This is a genomic window from Streptomyces sp. MGP-P1, from assembly GCF_057766565.1.
Genome location: NZ_JBYMEM010000007.1, coordinates 3,038,751 through 3,061,127, shown reverse-complemented (window position 1 = coordinate 3,061,127; position 22,377 = coordinate 3,038,751). Strand labels below are relative to the sequence as shown.

The following is a 22,377-nucleotide window of genomic DNA, read 5'->3' as shown; positions in this document are numbered from 1 at the left end:
TTTCGTTCGCCTCCCGGGAACGGCTCCGTCCAGACGTGCGCCGTGCCCCTCCCCCGAAGGAGACATGCAGCGCATGTCCATGCCTCGCCGCGGCCGCCTGGCCGCTCTTGCCGCCCTGACCGTCGTATCCGTGGGCGCCGGCGTCCTCGCCGTTCCCGCCTCCGCCGCCACTCCGGGCATCCACGCGGCCGAGCGGGCCGAGGCCGGCGGTACCACGTCCGCGGCCTCCCCGATCCTGGTGTCCGGCCGGTCAACCTGGGGCTTCAAGGACTCCTGGGTCCGCTACGTCACCGGCGCGGGCGGCTCGGTGAACGTGTCCGGCGGCGCGACCGCGGACGCGACCGGACGGGTCGGCTATCCCGTCAAGCACGGATCGGTGGACCCTGCCAAGCGCTCCGCCGATGTGCGCTTCGGCGGCTCGGTCACCTACGCGGTCCCGAGTCACGGAATAACCGCCATCACGCTCGCCAACCCTCGTGTCGTCCTCAAGGACGGCAAGGGCACGCTCCACATGGACGTGACGACCGACATCGCCGCCGGCAAGGCCCCGGTGACCACGACCGGCGTGCCGCTCGCCGCGCTCACCGCCTCCGCCGACGCGCTCGACGGAGCCGTCCTGGACTGGACGGGCATCACGGCCACGCTCACCGACGATGGCGCGGCCATCTTCGCCTACCAGGGTCGGCCCATGTACGCGGTCGGCACGGCGCTGGACCACCTCGCGATCAGCGGCGGTGTCAGCGTCCCCACCCTGACGGTCAGCCAGGTCACCGGCCTGGGCGCCGAGAACGAGGTCACCGTCAGCGGCAAGGGCTACCAGCCCGGGCGCGGCGTGTATCTGGCCCAGTCCATCGCCCTGCCCGGCACCACCTACCCCAGCGTTTTCGGCAACGCGGCGTACGTCCGTCAGGTCGGCGCGGACGGCACCTTCGGCGTCACGCTGAAGCTCACCGAGACCTTCGCCCCCTCCGGGCGCCCGTCGTCGACTGCCGCGCCACCGCCTGCTTCGTGACGAGCTTCAACTCGCACGACGGCAGCGACTCCACCTGGATGCCCTCCCGGGCCCAGGACGTCGCCCAGCCGCTCAAGTTCGGTGTCGAGGTCCCTGCCGCCACCGTGACCCGGCACCCCGCTTCGCGTACCGTCCGCTCCGGCGCGACCGGCACGTTCACCGCCGCCGCGACCGGCGCGGACTCGGTCCGCTGGGAGCGCAGCACCGACCGTGGCGCGACGTGGAGCACCGTGGCCGGAGCCGCCACGACCACCCTGTCGGTCAAGGCGTCGGCCGAGCTCAACGGCCACCGCTACCGTGCCGTCTTCGTCAACGCGTCCGGTGCGACGGCCACTTCGGCCGCCGCTCTCACGGTGTCCGCGGTGCCCGCCCGGATCGTCTCCTTCAATGCCTCTCCCGAGCCGGTCGGCAAGGGCGGCAAGCTGAAGGTGGTCGCCACGCTCCAGACCGCCGGCGCCACGGACGACGTCTGGCGGCCGCTGGCCAAGGCGCCCGTCGTGGTCGAGTTCCGGGCGAAGGGCGGCAAGACCTGGAGCCGGGCCACCACGGTCAGCACCACGGGCAAGGGCGTCGCCTCGGCATCGGTCACCGCCGTCAAGGACGGCACCTGGCGCGCCCGTTACGCGGGGACCCCGGACCGCGCCGCGGCCGTCAGCACCTCCGACAACGTGGACGTCAAGCTGCGGACCGCCGTCTCCGGCTTCAACGCCTCCCCCGAGCCGGTCCGCAAGGGACGCACCATCACCGTCAAGGGCACCCTGCGCAGCCTGGACGGCACTTGGAAGAACGCCTCCGGCCAGTCGGTGATCATCCTGTTCAAGGCCGACGGCTCCAGCAAGTGGAGCAAGTCGGCGACCGTACGCACGAACGGCAAGGGCGTTTTCTCGAAGGGGTTCACCGCCAAGAAGGACGGCACCTGGAAGGCACAGTTCAAGGCCACGTCGTCCCGTCTGGGCACGATCGGCTCCGGCGACCGGGTCGACGTGCGCTGACCCGGTTCCTGACCGTCCCGGCCTCCGCGCCGCTGCCCCCCTCCCGTCGTCCGGGGAGAGGGGCAGCGGCAGTGCCGGGGCCTTGCCGGTGGTGGAGCGGGTCAGGGGGCGGTGCCCCAGGCGAGCGTGGAGCCGGTGAAGACGCCGATCCTCGGGGCGTCGGCGAAGGCGGTGTTGGTGGAGCGGCTGTAGTCGTCGCTCTCCTGGAACGCCGACCAGTCGCTCTTGTTGAGCCGCAGTTGGATCTCGCCGGTCGTGGCGCCCGCCGCGAGGCTGCCGGCGCCGAAGCCGACCTCCAGGTAGTGGCCGGCGCCGGTGGCCGGTGTGCTCACCGGCCGGACGCCGTGCGTCACGCTGCCGCAGCCCAGCACCGCGTAGTCGCAGGCGGTGGCGAAGGTGCTCGCGCCGCCTTCGGAGGTGAACCAGTAGCGGGCGGTGACCGTGGACAGGTCGATGGCGGCCGAACCGGTGTTGACCAGGCGGAGGGACATCCGGATCTGGTTGTCGGTCGGAGAGCCGTCGGTGTTGCGGTATTCGGCCTTGAGCGCGCCCGTTCCGGTGCCGCCGCCCGGCTCGGTGGTGACCTGTGCGGCGGGGGTCCCGGCCGAGAGGTTCCCTGCGGCGTCCTTGGCCCTGACCGAGTAGCGGTAGGCGGTCGAAGCGCTCACGCCGGTGTCCGTGTAGGTCGTCGTGGCCGTCGTCCCCACCCGGGTGCCGTCGCGTAGGACGTCGTATCCCGTGACGCCGGTGTCGTCCGTGGACGCCGTCCAGGCGAGGGTGACGCTGCTGCTGGACTTGGCCGTCACCCGCAGGTTCGTGGGCACGGTCGGCGCCTGTGTGTCGTCCTCGCCCCCGCTGCCGCCGCCCAGCGGAGGATGGGCGTTGCGGAGCAGTTCCTGGAACTGTCCGGAGAACCAGTGCCCGGCCACCGGGGAGTCGGGCAGCGCGCCCGTGAGGTTGAAGCCGTTGCGGCCGTTGCCGGTGTACGTCGGGTCGCACATCCGGTCGAAGCCCTTGCCCTCGTCGTTGTCCCTGGGCTCGCTGCTGCCGTCGGACTCACCCGGGGGCTTGGCCCAGACGTAGGCGTCGATCCCCGGCTCGGGGGCGGTCGTGGGGCGCTCGCCGATGCCCGCGCCGCTCTGGTTGCACCAATTGCCCGCGTGGATGCGGCGGTCGGTCCGGCCACCGTCGACAAAGGCGTCGGCGCTGGTCAGCGGTCCGGGGCCGGCGGGCCGGGAGGAGCCGCCCCAGCCGTTGCGGGCGGTGTCGATGAGCATGCCGATGTCGGAGGCGAAGCCCTGCCGGACCAGTTCCGTGCGCAGGGCCTTGGCGAACGAGAGCTCGTCCACGTAGTAGTTCCAGTCCACCCAGCGCGACTGGCGCACCGTGGTCCCGTTCACGGAGTCGGTCACCGCGAAGTGCGGCTCCCGGAGCGCCGAGTAGTTGGCCGTGTTCACGATGAAGCCGTGCACGTCGGAGACGGTGGCGCCCTCCGTCGTCGCGGCCTTCTTGAACTGCTGTGCCGCGGGGACGAAGTTGGAGTCCCAGCCGAGCCAGCCGTGGTGGGCGGCGTCGACGTAGTTGTAGACGTTGGGCAGCGCGCCCAGGGTGTGCAGGGCGTATCCGATGCCCTTCTCGTAGTTGCCGTTGGCCTTCATCGTGGCGCACTCGGGGGTGGAGCCGGCGGTCCCTCCGGCGTTGGTGACCAGGTTGGGCAGCGAGTCCGGTTCGATGAGCGTGACGATGCGCAGGCTCGCGTAGGCGGGGTCGCCGAGGATGTCGGCGATGGGGTCGATGTAGTCGTCCTTGTAGCGGCTCAGCTCGGTGGGGCCGAGCTCACCGTTGGAGGCGAGGGCGGCGCAGTCCCGGCCGGGGAGGTTGTAGATGACGACCTGGAAGAGGTCGGCTCCCTGACTCACGGCCGTGTCGAGGTGCGCGCGCAGGCCTCGTGCGCCGGGTGTGCCGCCGATCGCGGCGATGCGGTCCATCCAGACGAAGGACGGCTCGTCCGCGATGACGTCGCCGCCGGGCTCGGCGGCGGCCCTGGCGGACCAGTCGGGGTTCACGTACGCGGTGGCGCCCGTGTAGGGGTTGTCGACGCGGTCGGCGGCCGACGCCTGTCCGGGGACGGCCACCGCGAGTGCGGCGCCCATGACCAGTGCGGACAGTGCGGCGGCCGCTCTTCTGCGGAGTGCGTGCGGGGTGGTGCCTCTGCTTCTCATTGCGGCTCCGTGCTCCTCTCGTACGTCCGTCGAGGGTGGCGACGGACGGGTTCAGGGGTCCGTGACGCTCAGGAGGTAGGGGATTCAAGTGGGGAAGCGTGTGTGTGGGAGCGCTCCCAAACTGGCGCGGCATTCGATGACTGTCAAGCGATGCAGCGCAATTACGTTGCACGAACGTGTAGTTGAAGGAAATTGGAGCGCTCCCATCAACGGCGCAGCAGGCGGCACGTAGAGATCCCCGGTCATGTTCGCGTCGACGATTGGCCGACTACCGACTTGCGGAGTACGCGAACGACGCGGCGGGAGAAGACGCCGCAACGCTGGTCTAGGCCAGACCACGTCCGTCCCCCTATCCTCGCCTGTAGCCGGTGACACACCCACTCCCCCACCCAGGTTGCCTGCCGGCTCGTGCCCCCCACTCAACTCCGCTCGAGCAGCCGGGTGACCTCCCCCCTTCGCCGCCTCCAGGAGGCCACGGTGAAATTTCGCACCAGAAGCTCGGCGATCATCGGCACGCTCTGCCTCGTCACGTCACTGGCGTTGGCCACGGCGTCGGCCGACGAGCCCGCCGCCCCGGTCCAGCCGGTGAACGCGTCCCTGACCGAGGTGGCCAGGGCCCAGAGCCCGTCCGCCGGGGCGGCCGGACCCGATGACACCCTGTGGATCGCCGAACGCGCGGGCACGGTAAGGGTGCTGGACGATCAAGGCCTCGGCGCGCCCGTGCTCGACATCTCCGACGAGACCACCACGGACGGCGAACGCGGCCTGCTGGGCGTCGCGTTCGACAAGACGTTCGCCCACTTCTACATCTCGTTCACGGACCTCGAAGGCACCAGCACGGTGGACGAGTTCGCCGTGGAGGACGGCCGACTCCAGCCGGAGAGCCGGCGCACCGTCCTCACCCAGACGCAGCCGTACGCGAACCACAACGGCGGGGACATCAAGTTCGGCCCCGACGGCTATCTGTACATCGCCTTCGGTGACGGCGGATCGGGCGGCGACCCGCACGGCAACGGGCAGAAGCTCGACACGCTGCTCGGCAAGCTGCTGCGGATCGACCCGAGCGGAGGCGAACCGTACGCGATCCCGGCGGACAACCCGTTCGTGGGCGACGCGAACACGAAGGACGAGATCTGGTCCTACGGGCTGCGCAATCCGTGGCGGTTCTCCTTCGACGCGGGCACGGGCGACCTGCTGATCGGCGATGTCGGCCAGAGCGACTGGGAGGAGATCGACTGGGCCCCGGCGGACAGCGAGGGCGGCGAGAACTTCGGCTGGTCCTCCATGGAGGGCACCCACCCCTTCCGGGGCGGCACGGAGCCGGCGAACCACGTCCCGCCGGTCCACGAGTACGACCGTACGGGCCTCGGCTGCTCGGTGACCGGAGGATTCGTCTACCGCGGCGAGGCGCTCCCGGAGCTTCGGGGGAGCTATGTCTTCAGCGACTACTGCGACGGCACGCTGCGTACGCTCCAGCTGGAGAACGGCGAGGTGACCGGCGTGGGCGACCTCGGAGTCAGCGGCGGCGAGGTCATCTCGTTCGTCGAGGGCGGTGACGGCGAGCTGTACGTCCTCGGCAGCGCCGGCGCCGTCTCACGCGTCGACCCCGCGTGAGTCGCTGAAACGCACGGGCCGTCAGCTGCGCGGACCGGTGCCGGGGCCCGCCGATCGTCGTGGTCGGCGGGCCCCTGCCCCCTGCTCCGGCCGTACGTCAGGGGGCTCGGGCCCGGCCGTACGGCAGGCGCTCGGACGCGCCGCCCCGCACGTGTCACGAAAGGCTCCGCCCGGGCGGGGCCGGGCGGTTCGTCCTCTCCACGCCTTCGCCGCGCTGATGGCCACGGCGGGCGTCCCGGTCGAAGATGCCCAGCAGCTCGCACGGCCCGCCCTCGGCGCCGATCGCGTGCGGGAGCATCGTCGGGAACTCCGCCGCCTGGTTCGTCTCGATCCGCAGGCGCCGGTTGCCCAGGAGCAGGATCGCGGTGCCGGAGAGGACGACGAGCCACTCGCGCCCCGGATGGGCGCGCAGCCGGGAGGGGTTGTCGGGCGGTGGCTCGGTCACGCGCTGACGGATGACGGTCATGCCGGGTTCCGCTTTGATGGGCCACCGCAGCTGACCGTGGGCCCCGTCGATCATCGGGTTGGAGACGATGTCGTCGGAGGCCGTCTCGACCAGCTGGTCGAGGGAGGTGTCCAGGGCACGGGCGAGCGTGACCAGCTGGTCCAGGGCCAGCCGGCGCCTGCCGTTCTCGATGCGGCTGAGCGTGGACTGGCTGACCTTCGCACGGGCGGCGAGCTCTTCCAGGGACCAGCCCTGGGCCACGCGCAGGGCGCGGATACGTTTGCGCACCAGACTGTCCAGCTCACCATCTTCTTGCGTCATGTGCATGAGTTTATGCCGTTAGGGCAAGGCACACCTGTGGTCGGGGAGCCACAACCAACGGTTGTGGGCACCTAGGCTTCAGGGTGTGGACATCGAAGCCGTGCGCACGTTCGTCACCGTCGCGGAGACCGGGCAGTTCCGGGAAGCCGCCGTGGACCTGCGCATCAGTCAGCAGGCCGTCTCCAAGCGCGTGGCGGGCCTGGAACGTGTGCTCGGGGTGACGTTGTTCGTCCGCGGCGCCCGGGGAGCGCGCCCCACTCCGGACGGGCAGGCCTTCCTGCCCCACGCCCGTGAGGTGCTGCGGGCCGTGGAGCGGGCCGTCGCCTCGGTACGCCCCGGGGACCGGGTGCTGCGTGTGGACGTGCTCCACCGGCGCATCGCCCCGGCGCTGGCCGTACGGAGCTTCTACCAGGCCCACCCCGGCACGGACCTCGACGTGGTGACGCTCGCGGACGCGAACGCGACCGGGGCGGCCGAGGCGGTGCGGGCCGGCGAGATCGACGCGACCTTCCGCGCCGTGCCCGCGGGCGCGCCGCCCGACGGGATCAGCGCCGAGCGTGTCCTGGACGATCCGTTGCAGCTCCTCGTCGGACCGCGCCACCCGCTGGCCTCCGCCCGGTCATTGGCGCCGGCGGTCCTGGCCGGGCACCGGATCTGGATCCCGGGCATCAAGCAGGGCACCGAGTGGGCCGCCTACTACGACCGGCTCGCGGAGGACTTCGGTCTGCGCATCGACGCCGTGGGGCCCGACTTCGGGACCGAGGCTCTGATGGACTCGATCGCCGACTCCGACGCGCTGGCCACCCTCGTCGGCTCCCGGGACCGATACGTGTGGCCGGCCTCGCACGACCTGCGGCGGATCCCGGTCGTGGGTCCGACTCCGGTCTATCCGCACGTTTTCCTGTACCGGACGGGCAATCCGCACCCGGTTCTGGCGGCGCTGCGCAGGTACCTCGCGCAGGTACGGCCGACGCCGCCGGCCGACGCCTGGACACCGGGCTGGGCCCGCTGACGCCGCACGGCGAACCGGCTCGGTCAGGGGCGTCGCGCGGGACGGGCCGGAGCCCCGGCCAGCGGGCGAGCATCCGCCGGCGCATGTCCGTACAGAGGGCGCCCAGTCCGCTGGGACCATCGCGGCCGGCGGTCATGCCGCCGACGACACCGAGCCGGTGGACGAGGCGTTGACGGGCCGTCACCGTTCCCCACTTCCAGTCGCGGACCGGGATCCGGGCCAGGTGATCGGCGCCTTCGCGGTGGGCCCGCTGGACCAGTGCGTCACCCCGGATCAGCCAGCCGGCGCAGAAGTCGGTGAGGTCGCCGTGGAGTTGGTCGCCGGTCTCGGTGCGCCATGCCGTGCGGTAGGCGGTCTCCGCCCGTTCCAGTAGCGGGGCCGGGGCCGCGGTGACACACCAGCAGGTCGGGAAGCCGATGCGCAGGTAGGCGAGTTCCACCAGCCCGCTGCCCAGTGAGGCCTGTTCGAAGTCGATGAACCGGGTCCCGCCGGTGGTGTGCAGGTCGTTGCCGGGGCACGGGTCGCCGTGGAGCAGGGCGTGCCCGGGAGCCCGGGCGAGCCGGTGCACGAGGTCGTCGAGCTCGCCGGGCACGCCTGGAGGGACGGGGGCGTCGAGAGCGGCGGCCAGCCGGAGGAAGGAGGCGGCGTCGGCGGCGTCCGGGCCCTGCCAACGGGGCAGCACTCCGGCGTGCTCGGGACGGGCGACGGCATGCAGCCGGGCCAGTGCCGCCGCGTAGTCCGCGATCCAGTCGCCGGAGGGTCGTCGGTGGTCCAGGTGTTCCAGGACCAGCACCCGGTCGTCGGGGGCGGCGCCCAGGAGTGCGGGGACCACGGCCGGGTCGGCTCCGGCGGCGAGACGCAACGCGGCCAGTTCACGGGCGTACCGCTCATCGGAGTCGGGGCCGTCGACGACCTGCTTCACCACCACCGGCGCCCCGGCCGTCTCTACCCGCCACACCCGTGAGCGCGGGCTGCTGCTCAGCCGCCGGGAACGTCCGGGCGCGCCCAGTCCGGTCCGTAACTCGTCCCCCCAGGGCAGTCGCCGCCTCATGCGCTCATCCTCGCACGGGGGTCCTGTTCTGACCGGGGGATGCCCGGCCGCCGACCCCGTGGAGCGCCCTGGGTCGAGACGCTCTTCTGCGTGCCGCCCGCGCGGGTTCAGGCGCTCCTCCGGGGCGCATCGCGGCGTTCCGTACGACGTCGGCCCGCGCCCGGGTCCGGCATCGGGCCCCGCGTTGCGGCGGGGGCATGGCCGGCACGTACGGTACGGCAGGTGAACGAACCGCTCGAAGCCGTGACCGGTCCCCCTGTGGACGAACGCGTCCGGGCTGCGACGACCCGCGTGTTCCTGGCTCTCGCCCCGCCCGACGACGCGAAGAACGAGCTGGCGCAGGCGCTGCGCCCCGCCTACGACGCCCATCCCCGCATGCGGTGGAACCGCGTCGACGACTGGCACATCACCCTGGCGTTCCTCGGTGAGCTGCCGGTCTGGGCCGTCCCGCCTCTGATGCCTCCGCTCGCCGGGCTCGCGGCGCGGCGACGTCCCCTGCGGCTGGCGCTGCACGGCGGTGGGCACTTCGACGAGCGGGTCCTGTGGGCCGGGGTCACGGGAGACCTCGCGGGGCTGCACCACCTCGCCACCGACGTACGCGCCCTCGTCAGGGAGTGCGGTGTCTCCTTCCCCGAGCGGCCCCTGCGGCCCCATCTGACGTTGGCCCGGTCCCGCCGGGGTGACCACAGGGCCACGGTGGAGGCCGCGGCGGGGCTCACCGCGTTCACCGGCCGGAGTTGGGATGCGGTCCGGCTCCACCTGGTCGGCAGCAACATCGGCCGAGGCCCGGGGCCGATCCACTACCGCGACATCGACGCCTGGGACTTCCACCACGGTGCGGACGGAACCTGAGCGTCCGCCGCACTCCCACGGCGGACGCACGGTCACGGTCCCGTGGCACGCGGTTCCGAGTTACGCACGCCGCTCGCGCTGCCCCGTCTCACGCGGACCGGTCGTGCGACAGCAGGAACTCGGTGGCCCGCGCGATGGCCTCGGCGGATGTGCCGTGGACGGCCTCCGACTCGTCCTCCTGCAAGTCCGCGCCCGTGGCGGTGTACCACCAGGCGTCGGCGCCCGGATCGTGGTGAATCACGGCGTCGCCGCCCGCGTAGTGAAGGGGAATGGACTCGCTGGCGGACTTCTTGGGCACCGCGTGCGGCCACTTGACCCGCGCCGACTGACGCTTGATGCCACCCCAGGCCGCGCCGAGCTGCGCGTAGCTGGATCCACCGCGTCCGGCGACGGTGGCCGCGCTCTCGGCCAGCCGGTCGACGGACCGCTTGGCCTCGTAGAGCGACCGCACCATCGCCAGCTGCACATCGGGCGCGGCCATGAGGGCGGCGTCGAAGGGTTTGCCGGCCGCGCGGTAGGCGAGCGCGCGCGTCGAGATCCGTTCCGCCAGTGACCGGACCGCTTCGAGCACCTGCTCGTCCATGGCGAACGTGTCGTCGTCGCGGGGCTCGATCCATGCCGGGTCCACCGGGGTCAGGACCGTGGCCCAGAAGTTCTCATCGCTTTGATCAGGGGTCGGGATCGTCTTCGCATCGTCCATGTGACAATTTTAGCTGTCACTGAACATGTGGGCAATTATATTTGTCGCCTCAATTTATGACAGATTCACCTGTCATTCGCGCCCCATAACTATACTTTTCATAAGGTACAGTTATGAAGATCGGGGCGGTTCTCACAGTGAGGCTCATCAGGGATGACCATCAGCACGAAGCGGCGCTGGCTGCTCCTGGCCGTGGTGAGCGCGGGGCTCCTGCTGATCACGCTGGACAACTCCATCCTTTACGCGGCGCTGCCGACGCTGGTGGAGGATCTCGGCGCGAGCAGCTCCGAGGGGCTCTGGATCATCAACGCCTATCCGGTCGTGATGGCCGGCCTGCTCCTGGGCAGCGGCACGCTCGGTGACCGGGTGGGACACCGGCGGATGTTCCTGATCGGTCTCGTGGTCTTCGGTGCGGCCTCGCTCGTCGCGGCGTTCTCCACCAGCCCGGAGGCCCTGATCGCCGCGCGGGCCTTCCTCGCCGTCGGCGCGGCCGCGATGATGCCCGCCACCCTCGCCCTGATCCGCGTCACCTTCGACGACGAGCGCGAGCGCAACATGGCCATCGCGGTCTGGGGCACCATGGCGGTCGTGGGCAGCGCGCTGGGGCCGATCATCAGCGGGATCCTGCTGCAGCACTTCTGGTGGGGATCGGTCTTCATCATCAACATCCCGGTCGTCCTCGCGGCGGTCGTGGCCACGCTGTTCGTCGCCCCGCCGAACGATCCGGACCCCTCCAAGCGCTGGGACCTTCTCTCCTCGCTCCTGGCGCTCGTCGCCCTGGTCGGCCTCGTCATCGCGATCAAGGAGACGGCGAGGACCGACCCCGCTCCGGCCCTCATCGCCGCCGCCGTCCTCGCGGCCGCGGTCGGCGGATGGACGTTCGCCCGACGTCAGCACCGACTGCCCTACCCGCTGCTGGACTTCGCGATCTTCCGCAACCGGGCCTTCCTCGCGGGGGTGCTGGCCGCCGGATTCGCCCTCTTCGCCATCGCCGGCATCCAGCTCGTCACCACCCAGCGTTTCCAGCTCGTGGAGGGCTTCACCCCGCTGCGGGCCGGATTCCTCGTCGCGGCCGTCGCCGTGGGCGCGTTCCCCACCGCGATGCTCGGGGGCGCGATCCTCCACCGGGTGGGGCTGCTGCCCCTCATTACCGGGGGGCTCGCACTGGGCGCCGTCGGCACCGTGCTGGTGCTCACGAACTTCGCCACCAGCATGGGACTCCTCGTCACCGGGCTGATCATCACCGGCAGCGGCCTCGGCGCGGCCATGTCCGTCGCCTCCAGCGCGATCATGGGCAATGTCCCGGCCCGCAGGGCGGGCATGGCCTCGTCCGTCGAGGAGGTCTCCTACGAGTTCGGCAGCCTGGTCGCGGTCGCCCTCCTCGGCAGCCTGCTGACCGCCGTGTACTCCGCGACCATCAACCTCCCCGCCGGGGTGCCCGACCGGGCGCGCGACAGCCTCGACAGCGCGCTCGCCCTGGCCGGCGAGGGGGCGGGGGCCAACGACGCGCTGGTCACCGCGGCGTCCGAGGCGTTCGACGGCGCGTACCTCGCCGTGATGATCGTGGTCGCCGCCGTTCTCGCCGTCGGCGCCCTCGCGACCGGCGTGCTGCTGCGCCGCCACGGCCCCGGCTCGGCGCTGTCCGGCCCCGCACACCACTGAAGCGCCGTACCCCGCTCAGCTCCGTACGCCCCTGGGCTCGGCACACCACCGAGTCCGGGACACCATCGACCCGACGGCACCGGGAGCCACCCATGCGCACCAGCAAACGGATCCAGATCCTCGAAGCCGCCACCCGTGTCGTACAACGTGAAGGCGTCAAGAGCGTCACCTTCGACTCCGTCGCCGCGGAGGCGGGCCTGACGAAGGGCGGCCTCCTCTACCACTTCGCCTCGCGCGACGACCTCGTCCGGGCGATCCACCAGCATCTGGCCGACCGGTGGGAAGCCGACCTGGTCGCGGCGGCCGGGAAGTCCGCGGCCGAGGCCACCCGGGAGGAACGACTCGCCGCATACACCCGGGTCGCCATCCAGAGCGCCACACGGGCCGAGCTCCTGCTGATGCTCGAAGGCTCGACGAACCCCGCGCACGCGGCCGTGTGGGAAGCCGTGACGGAACGGTGGGCGCCGCCCCCGGCGTCGGCGGCCGAGGATCCGGCCGCGCTCGACCGGTTCATCGTCCGCCTCGCGGCCGACGGATTGTGGCTGTACGAATCCCTGACCTCGGAGCGGCTGGACCCCGAGATGCGGCGGGCCGTCGCCGACCGCATAGCCGACGCCCTGCCCCACCGCGACAGCTGATCACCGGCCACGCCGGCCCTTGGCCGCTCAGTAGGCGTCGGCCGCCTCGCCCAGAGCGGCGGTGAGGCGGCCCAGGACTTCCTGCAGCCCGAGAACCTCGTCCAGGGACAGGCCGGTGGCGTCCAGCACGCCGCGGGGGACGGACAGCGCGCGCTCACGCAGGCGCGCGCCCTCGTCGGTCAGGTCGATCAGTACGGACCGCTCGTCCTCGCGGCTGCGTTCGCGCCGGACCAGTCCGGCCGTCTCCAGCCGTTTCAGCAGCGGCGAGAGGGTTCCGGAGTCCAGCTGGAGGCGGTCCCCGATGCCCTTGACCGGCTGGGGGCCGTGCTCCCACAGGACCAGCATGACCAGGTACTGCGAGTACGTGAGGCCCAGGTCCTTGAGAGCCCGCCGGTAGAAGCCGCCGAACGCGCGCGACGCGGAGTGCAGCGAGAAGCAGACCTGGTGGTCCAGTCGCAGCAGCTCCGCGTCGGGGACGCCGGAGAGATCGGGCGAGGCGCCCGGAGCAGTGGTCATGGAACCAGCGTACCGCCGACCACGCCATTCAGTTGTGCACAACTTAGTTGTGTGCGATCTTTATTTCGTCGCCGCGACCATCCCGGTCGGGGCTCCAGTGGAGGGTCACCACCCATGGACGCGTTGTACACCGCCGCCGCCACCGCCAACGGCCGCGAGGGCCGTGCCGTGAGCTCGGACGGTCAGATCGACCTGCCCCTCGCCCTGCCTCCGGCTCTCGGCGGCAACGGCCGGGGCACCAACCCCGAGCAGCTCTTCGCCGCCGGCTACGCCGCCTGTTTCGCCGGCGCGATGGCCGCGGTCGGTCGTGAGATGAAGGTCGACACCAAGGACGCGTCCGTGACCGCCGAGGTCACCATCGGCAAGGACGGCGACGGCTTCGGGCTCTCGGTGGTCATGCGCGTGGAACTCCCGGACGCCCTCGCGGGCGAGGCCGGGCGCAAGCTGGTCGAGGCCACCCACGCCTACTGCCCGTACTCCAAGGCCACTCGGGGAAACATCGACGTCGAGCTGGTCATCGAGTAGTCGCCCCGCCCCTGGCCACCCACTCCCTTTCGTCCTCATCCAGACGTCACCCCTTCAAGCGGGCCAGCACCGCGCCCACCGCGCGGTGCACGGCCTCGCGCGCCCCGTCGGTCGGGTCCAGGGTCTCGAAGCCGTGACGCCCCTCCGGTACGTCGATGACCTCGACGTTCGCTCCGCAGCGGGTGGCCTCGGTCAGGAACTCCTCGACGGTGGCGGCGATCTCGGCACTCTCGCGTTCCGCCCGGACCAGCACGACGGGAAGGCGACCGGCCCGGGAGACCGCCCGGACCGGGTGGAAACGGGTGTCGCCCAGCCCCCACCACGGCAGCGGCGAGAGGATCGGATAGTTCGCGGCCACGCAGCGCAGCCACGGCGGCGGGTCCGTCAGCCAGTCCGCCACGATCGGGCCTCCGCCCGAGAAGAACCACAGGACGATCCGGTCCGCGTCCACCCGCGGATCGGCGCGCACCCGCTCCACCGCGTCGGCCACGTCCCCGGCGGCCACCTCGTAGTCGGTCAGGGCGTGCAGCCGGTGGTCGAGCGTCACGCCCACGACTCCCTGCCCGGCGACGTGGCGTGCGTATCCCGCCAGGGTCGGCCAGTCCCGGGGCGTGGGCCGTGCGTCGGCGGGCACCGGGCCGCCGTGCACGAAGACCACGGCCGGGTGCGGGCCCGGGCCGTCCGGCAGGTACAGGTCGGTGTTCCCGGTCCGTTCGCGGGGCCTTTCCGGCACGTCGAGCAGGAACGGCCGCAGATGGGCGGGCGTACGGGAGGCGTCGGCGGCGGCCAGCCGCTGCCCCCCGCCGGACGCGGCCTCCATCAGGGTCTCGGCCAGCGCGGCGGGGCAGGACAGCATCGGCCAGTGCCCGGTGGGCAGTTCGAGGAAGGGCACCCGGGTCTCGGCCAGCGACCGGAGCGCCGGGTCGCCGACGTCCACCAGGATCTGGAGCATCTCGACGCCCGGTCCGTTGCCGGTGCAGAGCACCCCGGTCACGGGCACGTCGGTCACGGCTCCGGTGAGCCGCAACGGCTGGAGCAGCGTGCCCAGCGGCTGCGGTGCCGCGAGGGCGGTGAGTCCGTCGAGCGCCGCCCCGGAGAGACCGGCGGTGCTCCCCCAACGGGACCACCCGTCCCGGGCCGGGGGCGGCAGCTCACCGCCGGCCCCCGGCTCCCCGCCCTCGGCGGCACGCTCCACCACTTCCTCACGCACACGCTGGTCGGGCACGGCGGCCAGGGCCGGGACTCCGTCCCGCGGCATCCCGGCGTCCAGGTAGACGATTCGGGCGATCGCCCCTGCCCTCCGGTCGGCCGCGCCGAGCACCGGGTGGATGCCGTAGTCATGGCCGACGAGCACGATCTCCGGGTCGGCGGCCTCCGCCGCCACCGCGTCGATCACCGCGAGCACGTCCGCGACATGGGTCTCCAGGTCGACGGCCTCGCCGGGAGCTGCGGGGCGTCCGCCGAGCGCGGTGAGCGCCACCGTTCGCACCTCGGCGCCGTCGGCGGTCAGCCGAGCGGCGGTGTCCCGCCACACGTGGGGTCCGGTGAACGCCCCGGCCACCAGGATGAATACAGTCATGGTCCCTCCTCGTCACGGTGTCTTCCGCGCCCCGGCCCGATCTCCCGGCAGCGCTCGCCGTTACCGTAGGAACTCCCCCTGGTGGAGGTTCAAGTGTTCTCGTCGTACGACGGTCTGTGCACCATCGGCGAACTGGCCGAGCAGACGGGCGTGAGCGTCAAGACCGTCCGCTTCTATTCGGATCGAGGGCTGCTTCCGGAGGCGTCCCGCAGCGCCGGCGGGCACCGCAGGTACGCCCCGGAGGCGGTGGAGCGGTTGCGCATGATCCGCTCCCTGCGCGGCCTCGACCTGCCGGTTCCCGAGGTCCGCCGCATCCTCGACGAGCAGGACGAGCAGGGCGAGCGCAGCGACGGGGCCGGGGAGGGTGGCGCGTTGGAGGAGGCCGTGGCCGGCCGGCTGCGCTCCCTGGGCTCCGAGCTCGCCGCGCTGCGCTGGCGGGAGGCCGCGCTCAGGCTGGTACAGGAGAGCCCGCCGGCCGAACGGCCCGACCGGCTGCGGCTGGTCGGTGCGGTCGCCGCCCCGCCGAGTACCGCCTCGCTGGCCCGATTCTGGCGTGCGTGGCTGCCGCCCCGCATGCCCGGTCGGTCGGTCACCGCGTTCCTGGAGGCGGCGGTGCCGGACCTGCCCGACGCCCCGCGACCGGACCAGGTCCTCGCCTTCGCACGGCTGCACGCCTACGTGACCCGTCCGTGCGGGGGCGGTGGTGGCGGTGGCTCCTGCCAACCCCGGGCGCACGGCGTCACGGGGGCCCGCGCGTCGGCCGTGCTGTACGCGGGTCTCGCCGAGGCCTACGACCTGGCGGGCGGGGAGCTGCGCCGCGATGCGGAGCCCTGTCCCGGCGAGGCGCTGGACGGTTTCGTGGACGCGTACGCGAGCACGTACGGCGCCCCCGACACGGCGGCCTTCCGCCGCGTGCTGGCCGGCCGGCTCGCGGACGATCCGCGCATCGACCGCTACTGGGACCTGACGGCCGAGGTGATCAGTGCTCCCGGCGGCCGCCCCGAGCCGACTCCGGGCTCCGCGCACGACTGGCTCCTGGCCTCCCTGGACGCGCAGTTGGGGGCGATGGACGGCGTCGACGTGCGGGAGCGGCGCGGTTCTGTCGCACCCTCGCCCGGAACGGGCGTACGGGACGGGGCACGGGCCGTTTCACCCCGGTGAGCGGAGCCGTTCCTGGTCCGCGACCGCCCCGATCAGACACTCCCGCGGGGCCAGGGCCGCCGGGAGCGGCGTGTCGGGCAGTGCCACGTGCACGGTCCGGCGCATGGCGGGGTCGGTGAGGGGTCGCAGGACGAGTTCGCCCGGCACCGCCGGCGCCGCCGGCGAGGGGACCAGGGCCACGCCGAGCCCGGCGACCGCGTAGCCGAACTCGCCCGCCCACCCGGCAATCCGCATCACTTTCCCCGGGGTGAAGCCCGCTCGGGCGCAGGCGCCGGCGAGCATCGTGGTTCGGTCGGCGTAGGCGCTCTGGATCCAGGTCTCGTCACGGAGTTCGTACAGGTCGACGGCTTCGGCCGCCGCCAGGGGTGTCGGCGCGGGAGGGCGACGAGCAGTTCGTCCTCGCACAGCACGGTGGTGGTGGTGGTGGTCCCGTCGGCCGGGGGAAGGCCGTAGGGGTAGTCGCTCACGACGGCGAGGTCCAGCGTTCCGTCCGCCAGTCGCCGCATCAGCGTGCCGGTCGGGTTCTCGGAGGCCACCACGTCGATCCCCGGCCGGGCGTCCTCGAGGGCGCGCGGCACGGTCGGCAGGAGTGCGATGTCGGCGGTGGCGAACGCGCCGGTGTGCAGGGGCCCGCCGCCTCCGGCGTGCAGCACGGTCAGGTCCCGCTCGGCCCGGGCCAGGCGGTCGAGCACGTCCACGGCGTGCCGGTGCAGTACCCGCCCCGCGGGGGTGAGCCGTACGCCTCGCGGGAGGCGTACGAGCAGCGGACCGCGCGGGACGCGGTGGTGCGGCGGGAGGTGACCGGTCCCCGCAGGACGAGCAGCGCCTCCCTCCTCCTGGCCTTCCACCGCGTCGAGATCGAACGGCGGGGCGCGCCGCCGCTCACCTTCACGGCTCTCGGGTTCGAACCCGCCCTGGTCGGGGTCCTGTTGAGGCTCGCCGCACGCAACGGTCCGGAGTAGGCGACCGGCCCGGCCGGGATGGGTCAGCCTGCCGGGTGCGGGCCGAAGCGCCCGGGATCGAGGGTGGCCAGCAGCGAAGTGACCACGAGATCGGTCGATGCGGCCATGTCCACGGATTCCGGTGACAGGAGCCACTGGACCTGCAGGCCGTCCATGACCGCGATGATGGCGTTGGCCGCGTTGGCGGTCAACTCCGCCCGTTCTGCGGCCGGTTCGCAGGCCTCGCGCAGGGCGTCGGCGACGAAGGCGCGCAGCCCGTGGTAGCGGTCGCGGAAGTAGTCCTGGGCCGGATGGTCGTCGGTGACGGACTCCGCCGAGAGCACCGCGTACAGCCGGACGATGCCCTCGCGCTCCGCGTTGCGCAGTGCGGTGTCCACCAGGTGACGCAGGAAGTCCAGCCCTTGCGGGCGGTCGGGGCCGAGGTGCTCAATGTCTCTCCGGTCGCGCAGTTCGAGGACGCTGGTGAGGAGAAGGGCCTTGGAACGGAAGTAGTGCAGCACCCCCGCCTGCGTGAGGCCGACCCGGTCCGCGATCTCGGCGAGCGAGGCGTTGTTGTACCCACGGGCGGCGAAGGTGTCCATGGCGATGGCCAGGATGTCCTGCTGTCGCTGCCGGGCTTCCGGGCTGCGCGGCGTGCGGGGCTTGGCCGGACCGCGCGTCGGCCTGCCCACTGACTGGTTGCTCACCGGTTCACCTTAAGCCTGCCGAGGCCCCGGCGAAGATCCTCCGGGCAACGGGAAAGAACACGCGAGCAGACTACTTACTAACCACTTAGTAGCTGTGCTTTCATGCCGTTGTCCCGCCTTCTTGTGACCGGCCCGCCCGGAGCGCGGCGTCCGCCACGCCCTCCGCCGGCCGGGGAGCAACCTGTCAGCAGGAACGAACCCAAGGAGAGCCGCAACCATGCCAAGCTCCGCTCCCCCACGTTCCCTAGCGCGCGCGGCAGCCGCCGCACTCGTCCTCGCCGTGGCCGCCCTCGGCGTCGACGGCGCCGTCGGTACCGCCCGGGCGGCCGACCCGGCCGCACAGGTGTGGGTCACCACTCCCGACGGCTCCAAGAAGCTCACCCCGGAAGGGAGCATCCCCTTCACCGGGACCCCGCAGGCGGTCGACATCCGTATCGACGCCGCGGAGAAGGGCCAGAGGTTCACCGGTGCGGGGGCATCGGTGACGGGCGCGTCGGCCCATCTCCTCCAGAGCCTCCCCCAGACGCAGCGCACAGCGGTGCTCAGGTCGCTGTTCTCCACGGAGGGCGACGGCATCGGGCTCAACTACCTTCGCCAGCCCCTGGGAAGCACCGACTTCGACGCGAACGGCAACGCTTACACGTACGAGGACACCCGGGGCGCCTTCTCCATCGACCGGGACCGGAGCCAGATCATCCCGGTCCTGAAGCAGGCCACGGCCATCAACCCGGCCATCCGCTTCATGGGCTCCCCGTGGTCGCCGCCGGCCTGGATGAAGACCGACGACTCGCTCAACGGCGGCAGTCTGCGGCCCGAGCACTATCAGGCGTACGCCGACTACCTCGTCAAGGCGATCAGGGCGTACGGCCAGGAGGGCATCACCCTCACCGACCTCACGGCACAGAACGAGCCGGAGTTCGCGACCAGCTATCCGTCCATGAGCATGACCTCGGCCCAACAGGCGGAATTCCTGCGGGTGCTGGACGGGGCGCTCACCGCGGCGAACCTGCCGACGAACATCCTGGCCTACGACCACAACTGGGATCATCCGAACTACCCGCTCGACGTGTTCGCGCGGACGGGTGGCATCCAGCGGATCATCGGCGCCGCGTTCCACTGCTACGGCGGAGCGCCGGCGGCGCAGAAGCAGATCGCCGACGCCGGGAAGCGGGTCTTCTTCACGGAGTGCTCGGGCACCGACAGCGCGAACCCGGCGACGACGTTCGGCGACACGCTCACGTGGCACGCCGAGAACCTCGTGGTGCAGAACATGCGCAACGGCGGCGAGACGGTCATCAACTGGAACCTCGCCCTCGATCAAGACGGCGGCCCCCACCAGGGTCACTGCACCGACCGCTGCAACGGCATCGTCGAGATCAACGGCGGTCAGGTCACCCGTAACGCCGAGTTCTACGTCCTGGGCCATGTCTCCAAGTTCGTCGAGGCGGGCGCGACACGGATCGGCTCCACCAGTCAGGGCGCCGGAGGGGTGCGGAACATCGCCTTCCAGAACACCGACGGCAGCCGCGCGGCCGTGGTCGTCAACACTGCTTCCGGAGCGCAGCGCTTCTCCCTGACCGACCACGGGAAGTCACTCGCGTACACCCTGCCCGCCGGGGCCGTCGCCACCTTCACCTGGGACGGGACCGGCGGGACGACGGACCCGCCCGCGGGCTCCATCGACCCCGCGGCCTGGTACCAGGTGCGGAACGGCAACAGCGGGGCCTGCCTCGACGCGGCCGACTGGGGTACGGGCGACGGCACCGCGCTGCAGCAGTGGGCCTGTGGGGCCGGGGCCAACCAGGGCTGGCAGTTCCGGCCGACGGACGGCGGCCACTACCAGGTGGTGAACCGGCACAACGCGAAGGCCTGGGACGTCGACGGCGGTTCCGGGGCGACCGCCGACGGCACCAAGGTGCACCTGTGGTCCTACGAGGGCGGCCTCAACCAGCAGTGGCGACCGGAGGCCCTGGGCGCCGGCGGGCAGTACCGCTTCGTCGCCCGCCACAGCGGCAAGTGCCTCGGTGTCGTCAACTCCTCGACAGCCAATGGGGCCGGGCTCTCGCAGCAGCCGTGCTCCGGCTCCCCGGCCCAGGCGTTCGCCCTGACCCGCTGACGCGGGCGTCCGGACCGCAGCGGCTCTCCGGACGGGGGGGCCGCTGCGGTGCCGACACCGACCGGGTCGGGCGCGCCGTACACCGCCCACGGCCGACGCGTCCTCATATGCTTCGCCTTCTGCCAGTTCGCCCGCTTCAGGAGGCCCCGTGCCGGCCCGCGCCATGTACTGCTACACGTGCGATTCCGACGAGCAGCACCGTTCCCTCACCACCGACGAGAAGACCTGGCTCCGCGGTCGGACGGGCCGTCGGAGCGTCGACGAGTTCTTCATGTGCCAGGCGCCGGGCTGTCGCAACGTGCGCAGCGGTTTCAACAAGCACCCGTTCGACCCCGTCATCCGCGTCCCCCTGCCGGACTGAGGCCGGCCTCTGGCCGTCCCCCTCAGGCCCGGTAACGCGACCCTTGCCAGTATCCAGAATCCTGTTTACTGTTTGATCCGTGAACGACCTCGACGACCGACTCCTCACGCGCAACGGCCTCGCCGCCCGGCAGCTGGCCGTCCTGCTCCTGCATCACGAGCCGGACACCCGGCTGCCCCGCGTGCGCGACTTCGCCGAGGAGCTGGGCTGCGGCAACGGAACCGTCCAGGCGGCCCTCCAGCTGCTGGAAGAGGCAGGGGCGATCTCCACGACCGCGCGCGGCCACCTGGGGACCTTCCTGGTCCGCTCGGACCGCACCGTCCTGTGGCGGCTGTCCGGCCTCGGCACCCTGCTCGCCGCCATGCCGCTCCCCTACTCCCGTAGGTACGAGGGGCTGGCGACCGGACTGCGCAGCGCCTTCGAGGAGGCGGGCGCGCCGTTCGCGATCACGTTCATGCGGGGCGCCGGAGCCCGCACCGCCGCCCTGCTGGAGGGCAAGGTCGATCTGGTGGTGCTGTCGCGCTTCGCCGCCGACCAGCTGATCGCCGAGCATCCGGTGGAGCTGGTGGCCGACCTCGGCCCCGCCACCTACGTCGGCGCACACGGCATGCTCGTACGGCACGGGGTCGACCTGGCCGCGCCGGGGCTCCGGGTGGCCATCGACCACGCCTCGGAGGATCTGCGCATGCTCGTGGAGCGCGTGTTCGCCGGCCGGGAGGACATCGAGTGGCGGGAGGCCTCCTACATGCAGCTGCACGATCTGTTCGCCCGGAACGAGGTGGACGCGACCGTCTGGAACCTCGACGAGGCGCAGGACCGGCTCGGGCTCGGCGTCGACGTGCTGCCGCTCGGCGACGAGGTCACCCGGGAGCTGGCCCTGCGCAACTCCACCGCCGCCGTGATCGGCCGGACCGAGGGAGCCAAGGCTCTCGCCGCCGTCCGCGAGTCGCTCGACCTGTCGACGGTGACACGGCTACAGAGTGAGGTACTGCGGGGGGAACGCGTCCCCTCGTACTGACCCGCCGGCCCGGCCCCCGCGAGGTGGATGCTCCGGAGCGCCGCACACCTCGAAAATACAGAATCCTGGTTATTGTTGATTGAGGAGGATCGTCATGGACGCCCAGCTCGCACTGCGGATCCAGCTGTTCCGCGAAGGCGGTCAGGTCAAACCCGAGGTGGCCGACTTCGTCGCCGCCGAACTCGCCGCCCTGGAAGCCGAGGGGCTCCTCGTCACCGAGGAGACAGCCTCCATGCTGACCAGCCATCTCATGATGGCCATCGGCCGACTGCTGAACGGTGAGCCGATCGAGCAGTTCCTCACCGACGACCAGGTCGCCGCCGAACTGGCGGACCATCCGGAAGCGGTCGCCCGCGCCCGGGCGGTCGCCGCACGGGCCGAGCGGGAGCTCGGGGCCGCTCTCCCCGAGTCCGAGATCAACTTCCTCGGCATGCACCTGGCCGTGCTGGCCCGGAACGCCCCGCCCGCCCCCGCGGCCTGACCGGTCGCCTCTCCCCGTACGTCGCCTCTCCCCGTACGCCCCGCAGGAACACGTAGAAAGCAGAACAGCCATGACGAAGATCCTCACCGGTGGAGTCGGCAAGGTCGAGGTCACCCAGACCATCGGCAAGCTCGGCATCGACTCCCTCGATGTCGTCCCCTCCAGCGACATGGACGCCGCGATGAAGCTGCGGGTCGGCCAGGCCGACTACTACCTGGGCACCTGCCACACCGGCGCGGGCGCGTCGCTGGGCGTGCTCGTCGGCCTCCTGGGCAGCGCCTCCTGCCACACCTTCGGCCGGAGCGTCCCCACCGAGGACGCGATCGCCGCCCTCCTCGCCGACGGCAAGAAGGCCTTCGGCTTCTCGATGGACCAGATCGACGTCATCGCCCCGCTGATGGCCCGCGCCATCGCGGCCCGCGGCTGATCACAGCCTCCTTCACCATCATCC

At 71.9% G+C, this 22,377-nt stretch carries 18 protein-coding genes and 3 pseudogenes; 13 read left to right on the top strand and 8 right to left on the bottom strand.

The genetic code is table 11. The annotated features are described in order from the left end of the window. Positions 1 to 73 precede the first annotated feature (73 nt). Positions 74 to 2,004, top strand: a pseudogene (locus AC3CH1_RS35410) (HtaA domain-containing protein). Between the two features lie 101 nt (positions 2,005 to 2,105). Here AC3CH1_RS35410 and AC3CH1_RS35405 read toward each other — a convergent pair. Then, on the bottom strand, positions 2,106 to 4,226 hold the full coding sequence (locus AC3CH1_RS35405; RefSeq protein ID WP_488466622.1) for a glycoside hydrolase family 6 protein: 2,121 nt from the start codon (positions 4,224 to 4,226) through the stop codon (positions 2,106 to 2,108). A 477-nt stretch (positions 4,227 to 4,703) separates the two neighbouring features. Here AC3CH1_RS35405 and AC3CH1_RS35400 point away from each other — a divergent pair, with 477 nt between their 5' ends. Continuing rightward, positions 4,704 to 5,840, top strand: coding sequence for a PQQ-dependent sugar dehydrogenase (locus AC3CH1_RS35400; protein WP_488466621.1), 1,137 nt, complete (start codon positions 4,704 to 4,706; stop codon positions 5,838 to 5,840). Between the two features lie 154 nt (positions 5,841 to 5,994). Here the strand turns inward: AC3CH1_RS35400 and AC3CH1_RS35395 are convergent, their stop codons facing one another. Next, positions 5,995 to 6,606 carry a helix-turn-helix domain-containing protein gene (locus AC3CH1_RS35395; RefSeq protein WP_488466620.1) on the bottom strand — a complete coding sequence of 204 codons (612 nt, stop codon included), beginning with the start codon at positions 6,604 to 6,606 and terminating at the stop codon, positions 5,995 to 5,997. A gap of 85 nt (positions 6,607 to 6,691) precedes the next feature. Between AC3CH1_RS35395 and AC3CH1_RS35390 the strand changes: the two genes are divergently transcribed. Continuing rightward, positions 6,692 to 7,618 carry a LysR family transcriptional regulator gene (locus tag AC3CH1_RS35390; protein WP_488466619.1) on the top strand — a complete coding sequence of 309 codons (927 nt, stop codon included), beginning with the start codon at positions 6,692 to 6,694 and terminating at the stop codon, positions 7,616 to 7,618. Between the two features lie 25 nt (positions 7,619 to 7,643). Here AC3CH1_RS35390 and AC3CH1_RS35385 read toward each other — a convergent pair. After that, a pseudogene (locus AC3CH1_RS35385) lies at positions 7,644 to 8,669 on the bottom strand (aminoglycoside phosphotransferase family protein); the annotation flags it as partial. A 222-nt stretch (positions 8,670 to 8,891) separates the two neighbouring features. On the opposite strand from AC3CH1_RS35385, the gene thpR reads away from it, so the two are divergent. Further along, positions 8,892 to 9,521 carry an RNA 2',3'-cyclic phosphodiesterase gene (gene thpR / locus AC3CH1_RS35380; protein WP_488466618.1) on the top strand — a complete coding sequence of 210 codons (630 nt, stop codon included), beginning with the start codon at positions 8,892 to 8,894 and terminating at the stop codon, positions 9,519 to 9,521. Between the two features lie 88 nt (positions 9,522 to 9,609). Here the strand turns inward: thpR and AC3CH1_RS35375 are convergent, their stop codons facing one another. After that, on the bottom strand, positions 9,610 to 10,221 hold the full coding sequence (locus AC3CH1_RS35375) for a hypothetical protein (RefSeq protein ID WP_488466617.1): 612 nt from the start codon (positions 10,219 to 10,221) through the stop codon (positions 9,610 to 9,612). A 153-nt stretch (positions 10,222 to 10,374) separates the two neighbouring features. On the opposite strand from AC3CH1_RS35375, the gene AC3CH1_RS35370 reads away from it, so the two are divergent. Both AC3CH1_RS35370 and AC3CH1_RS35365 read left to right on the top strand, forming a co-directional pair. After that, positions 10,375 to 11,883: an MFS transporter gene (locus AC3CH1_RS35370; RefSeq protein ID WP_488466616.1), complete on the top strand. Its 1,509-nt coding sequence runs from the start codon at positions 10,375 to 10,377 to the stop codon at positions 11,881 to 11,883. 92 nt (positions 11,884 to 11,975) lie between these two features. Further along, entirely contained in the window at positions 11,976 to 12,521 is a 546-nt protein-coding gene (locus AC3CH1_RS35365; protein ID WP_488466615.1) for a TetR/AcrR family transcriptional regulator, read from the top strand. Positions 12,522 to 12,548: 27 nt separating this feature from the next. Here the strand turns inward: AC3CH1_RS35365 and AC3CH1_RS35360 are convergent, their stop codons facing one another. Beyond that, complete coding sequence (locus tag AC3CH1_RS35360; RefSeq protein WP_488466614.1) at positions 12,549 to 13,037, bottom strand: MarR family winged helix-turn-helix transcriptional regulator; 489 nt, start codon at positions 13,035 to 13,037, stop codon at positions 12,549 to 12,551. A gap of 114 nt (positions 13,038 to 13,151) precedes the next feature. Here AC3CH1_RS35360 and AC3CH1_RS35355 point away from each other — a divergent pair, with 114 nt between their 5' ends. Next, positions 13,152 to 13,562, top strand: coding sequence for an Ohr family peroxiredoxin (locus AC3CH1_RS35355; RefSeq protein ID WP_488466613.1), 411 nt, complete (start codon positions 13,152 to 13,154; stop codon positions 13,560 to 13,562). Positions 13,563 to 13,608: 46 nt separating this feature from the next. On the opposite strand, the gene AC3CH1_RS35350 is transcribed toward AC3CH1_RS35355, so the two are convergent. After that, positions 13,609 to 15,141, bottom strand: a complete 1,533-nt coding sequence (locus tag AC3CH1_RS35350; protein WP_488466612.1) for an alpha/beta hydrolase — start codon at positions 15,139 to 15,141, stop codon at positions 13,609 to 13,611. A gap of 93 nt (positions 15,142 to 15,234) precedes the next feature. Between AC3CH1_RS35350 and AC3CH1_RS35345 the strand changes: the two genes are divergently transcribed. Then, positions 15,235 to 16,302 carry a MerR family transcriptional regulator gene (locus AC3CH1_RS35345; RefSeq protein ID WP_488466820.1) on the top strand — a complete coding sequence of 356 codons (1,068 nt, stop codon included), beginning with the start codon at positions 15,235 to 15,237 and terminating at the stop codon, positions 16,300 to 16,302. On the opposite strand, the pseudogene AC3CH1_RS35340 reads toward AC3CH1_RS35345, so the two are convergent. Then, positions 16,291 to 17,150 (bottom strand): annotated as a pseudogene (locus AC3CH1_RS35340) (LysR substrate-binding domain-containing protein). The gene AC3CH1_RS35345 and the pseudogene AC3CH1_RS35340 sit on opposite strands and share 12 nt — an antisense overlap. A gap of 137 nt (positions 17,151 to 17,287) precedes the next feature. Beyond that, entirely contained in the window at positions 17,288 to 17,950 is a 663-nt protein-coding gene (locus AC3CH1_RS35335; RefSeq protein WP_488466611.1) for a TetR/AcrR family transcriptional regulator, read from the bottom strand. A 217-nt stretch (positions 17,951 to 18,167) separates the two neighbouring features. Between AC3CH1_RS35335 and AC3CH1_RS35330 the strand changes: the two genes are divergently transcribed. The 5 genes from AC3CH1_RS35330 (at position 18,168) to AC3CH1_RS35310 (ending at position 22,353) form a co-directional block, all read left to right on the top strand. Further along, complete coding sequence (locus AC3CH1_RS35330) at positions 18,168 to 20,066, top strand: RICIN domain-containing protein (protein ID WP_488466610.1); 1,899 nt, start codon at positions 18,168 to 18,170, stop codon at positions 20,064 to 20,066. 148 nt (positions 20,067 to 20,214) lie between these two features. Continuing rightward, positions 20,215 to 20,427 (top strand): hypothetical protein, encoded by a 213-nt coding sequence (locus AC3CH1_RS35325; protein WP_488466609.1) that lies wholly within the window; start codon positions 20,215 to 20,217, stop codon positions 20,425 to 20,427. Between the two features lie 79 nt (positions 20,428 to 20,506). After that, complete coding sequence (gene yhfZ / locus AC3CH1_RS35320) at positions 20,507 to 21,445, top strand: GntR family transcriptional regulator YhfZ (protein WP_488466608.1); 939 nt, start codon at positions 20,507 to 20,509, stop codon at positions 21,443 to 21,445. Between the two features lie 94 nt (positions 21,446 to 21,539). Further along, a complete protein-coding gene (locus AC3CH1_RS35315) occupies positions 21,540 to 21,926 on the top strand; it encodes a PRD domain-containing protein (protein WP_488466607.1) in 387 nt (128 codons plus the stop codon). A 70-nt stretch (positions 21,927 to 21,996) separates the two neighbouring features. After that, positions 21,997 to 22,353 (top strand): DUF2620 domain-containing protein, encoded by a 357-nt coding sequence (locus AC3CH1_RS35310; protein ID WP_488466606.1) that lies wholly within the window; start codon positions 21,997 to 21,999, stop codon positions 22,351 to 22,353. Positions 22,354 to 22,377: the final 24 nt, after the last annotated feature.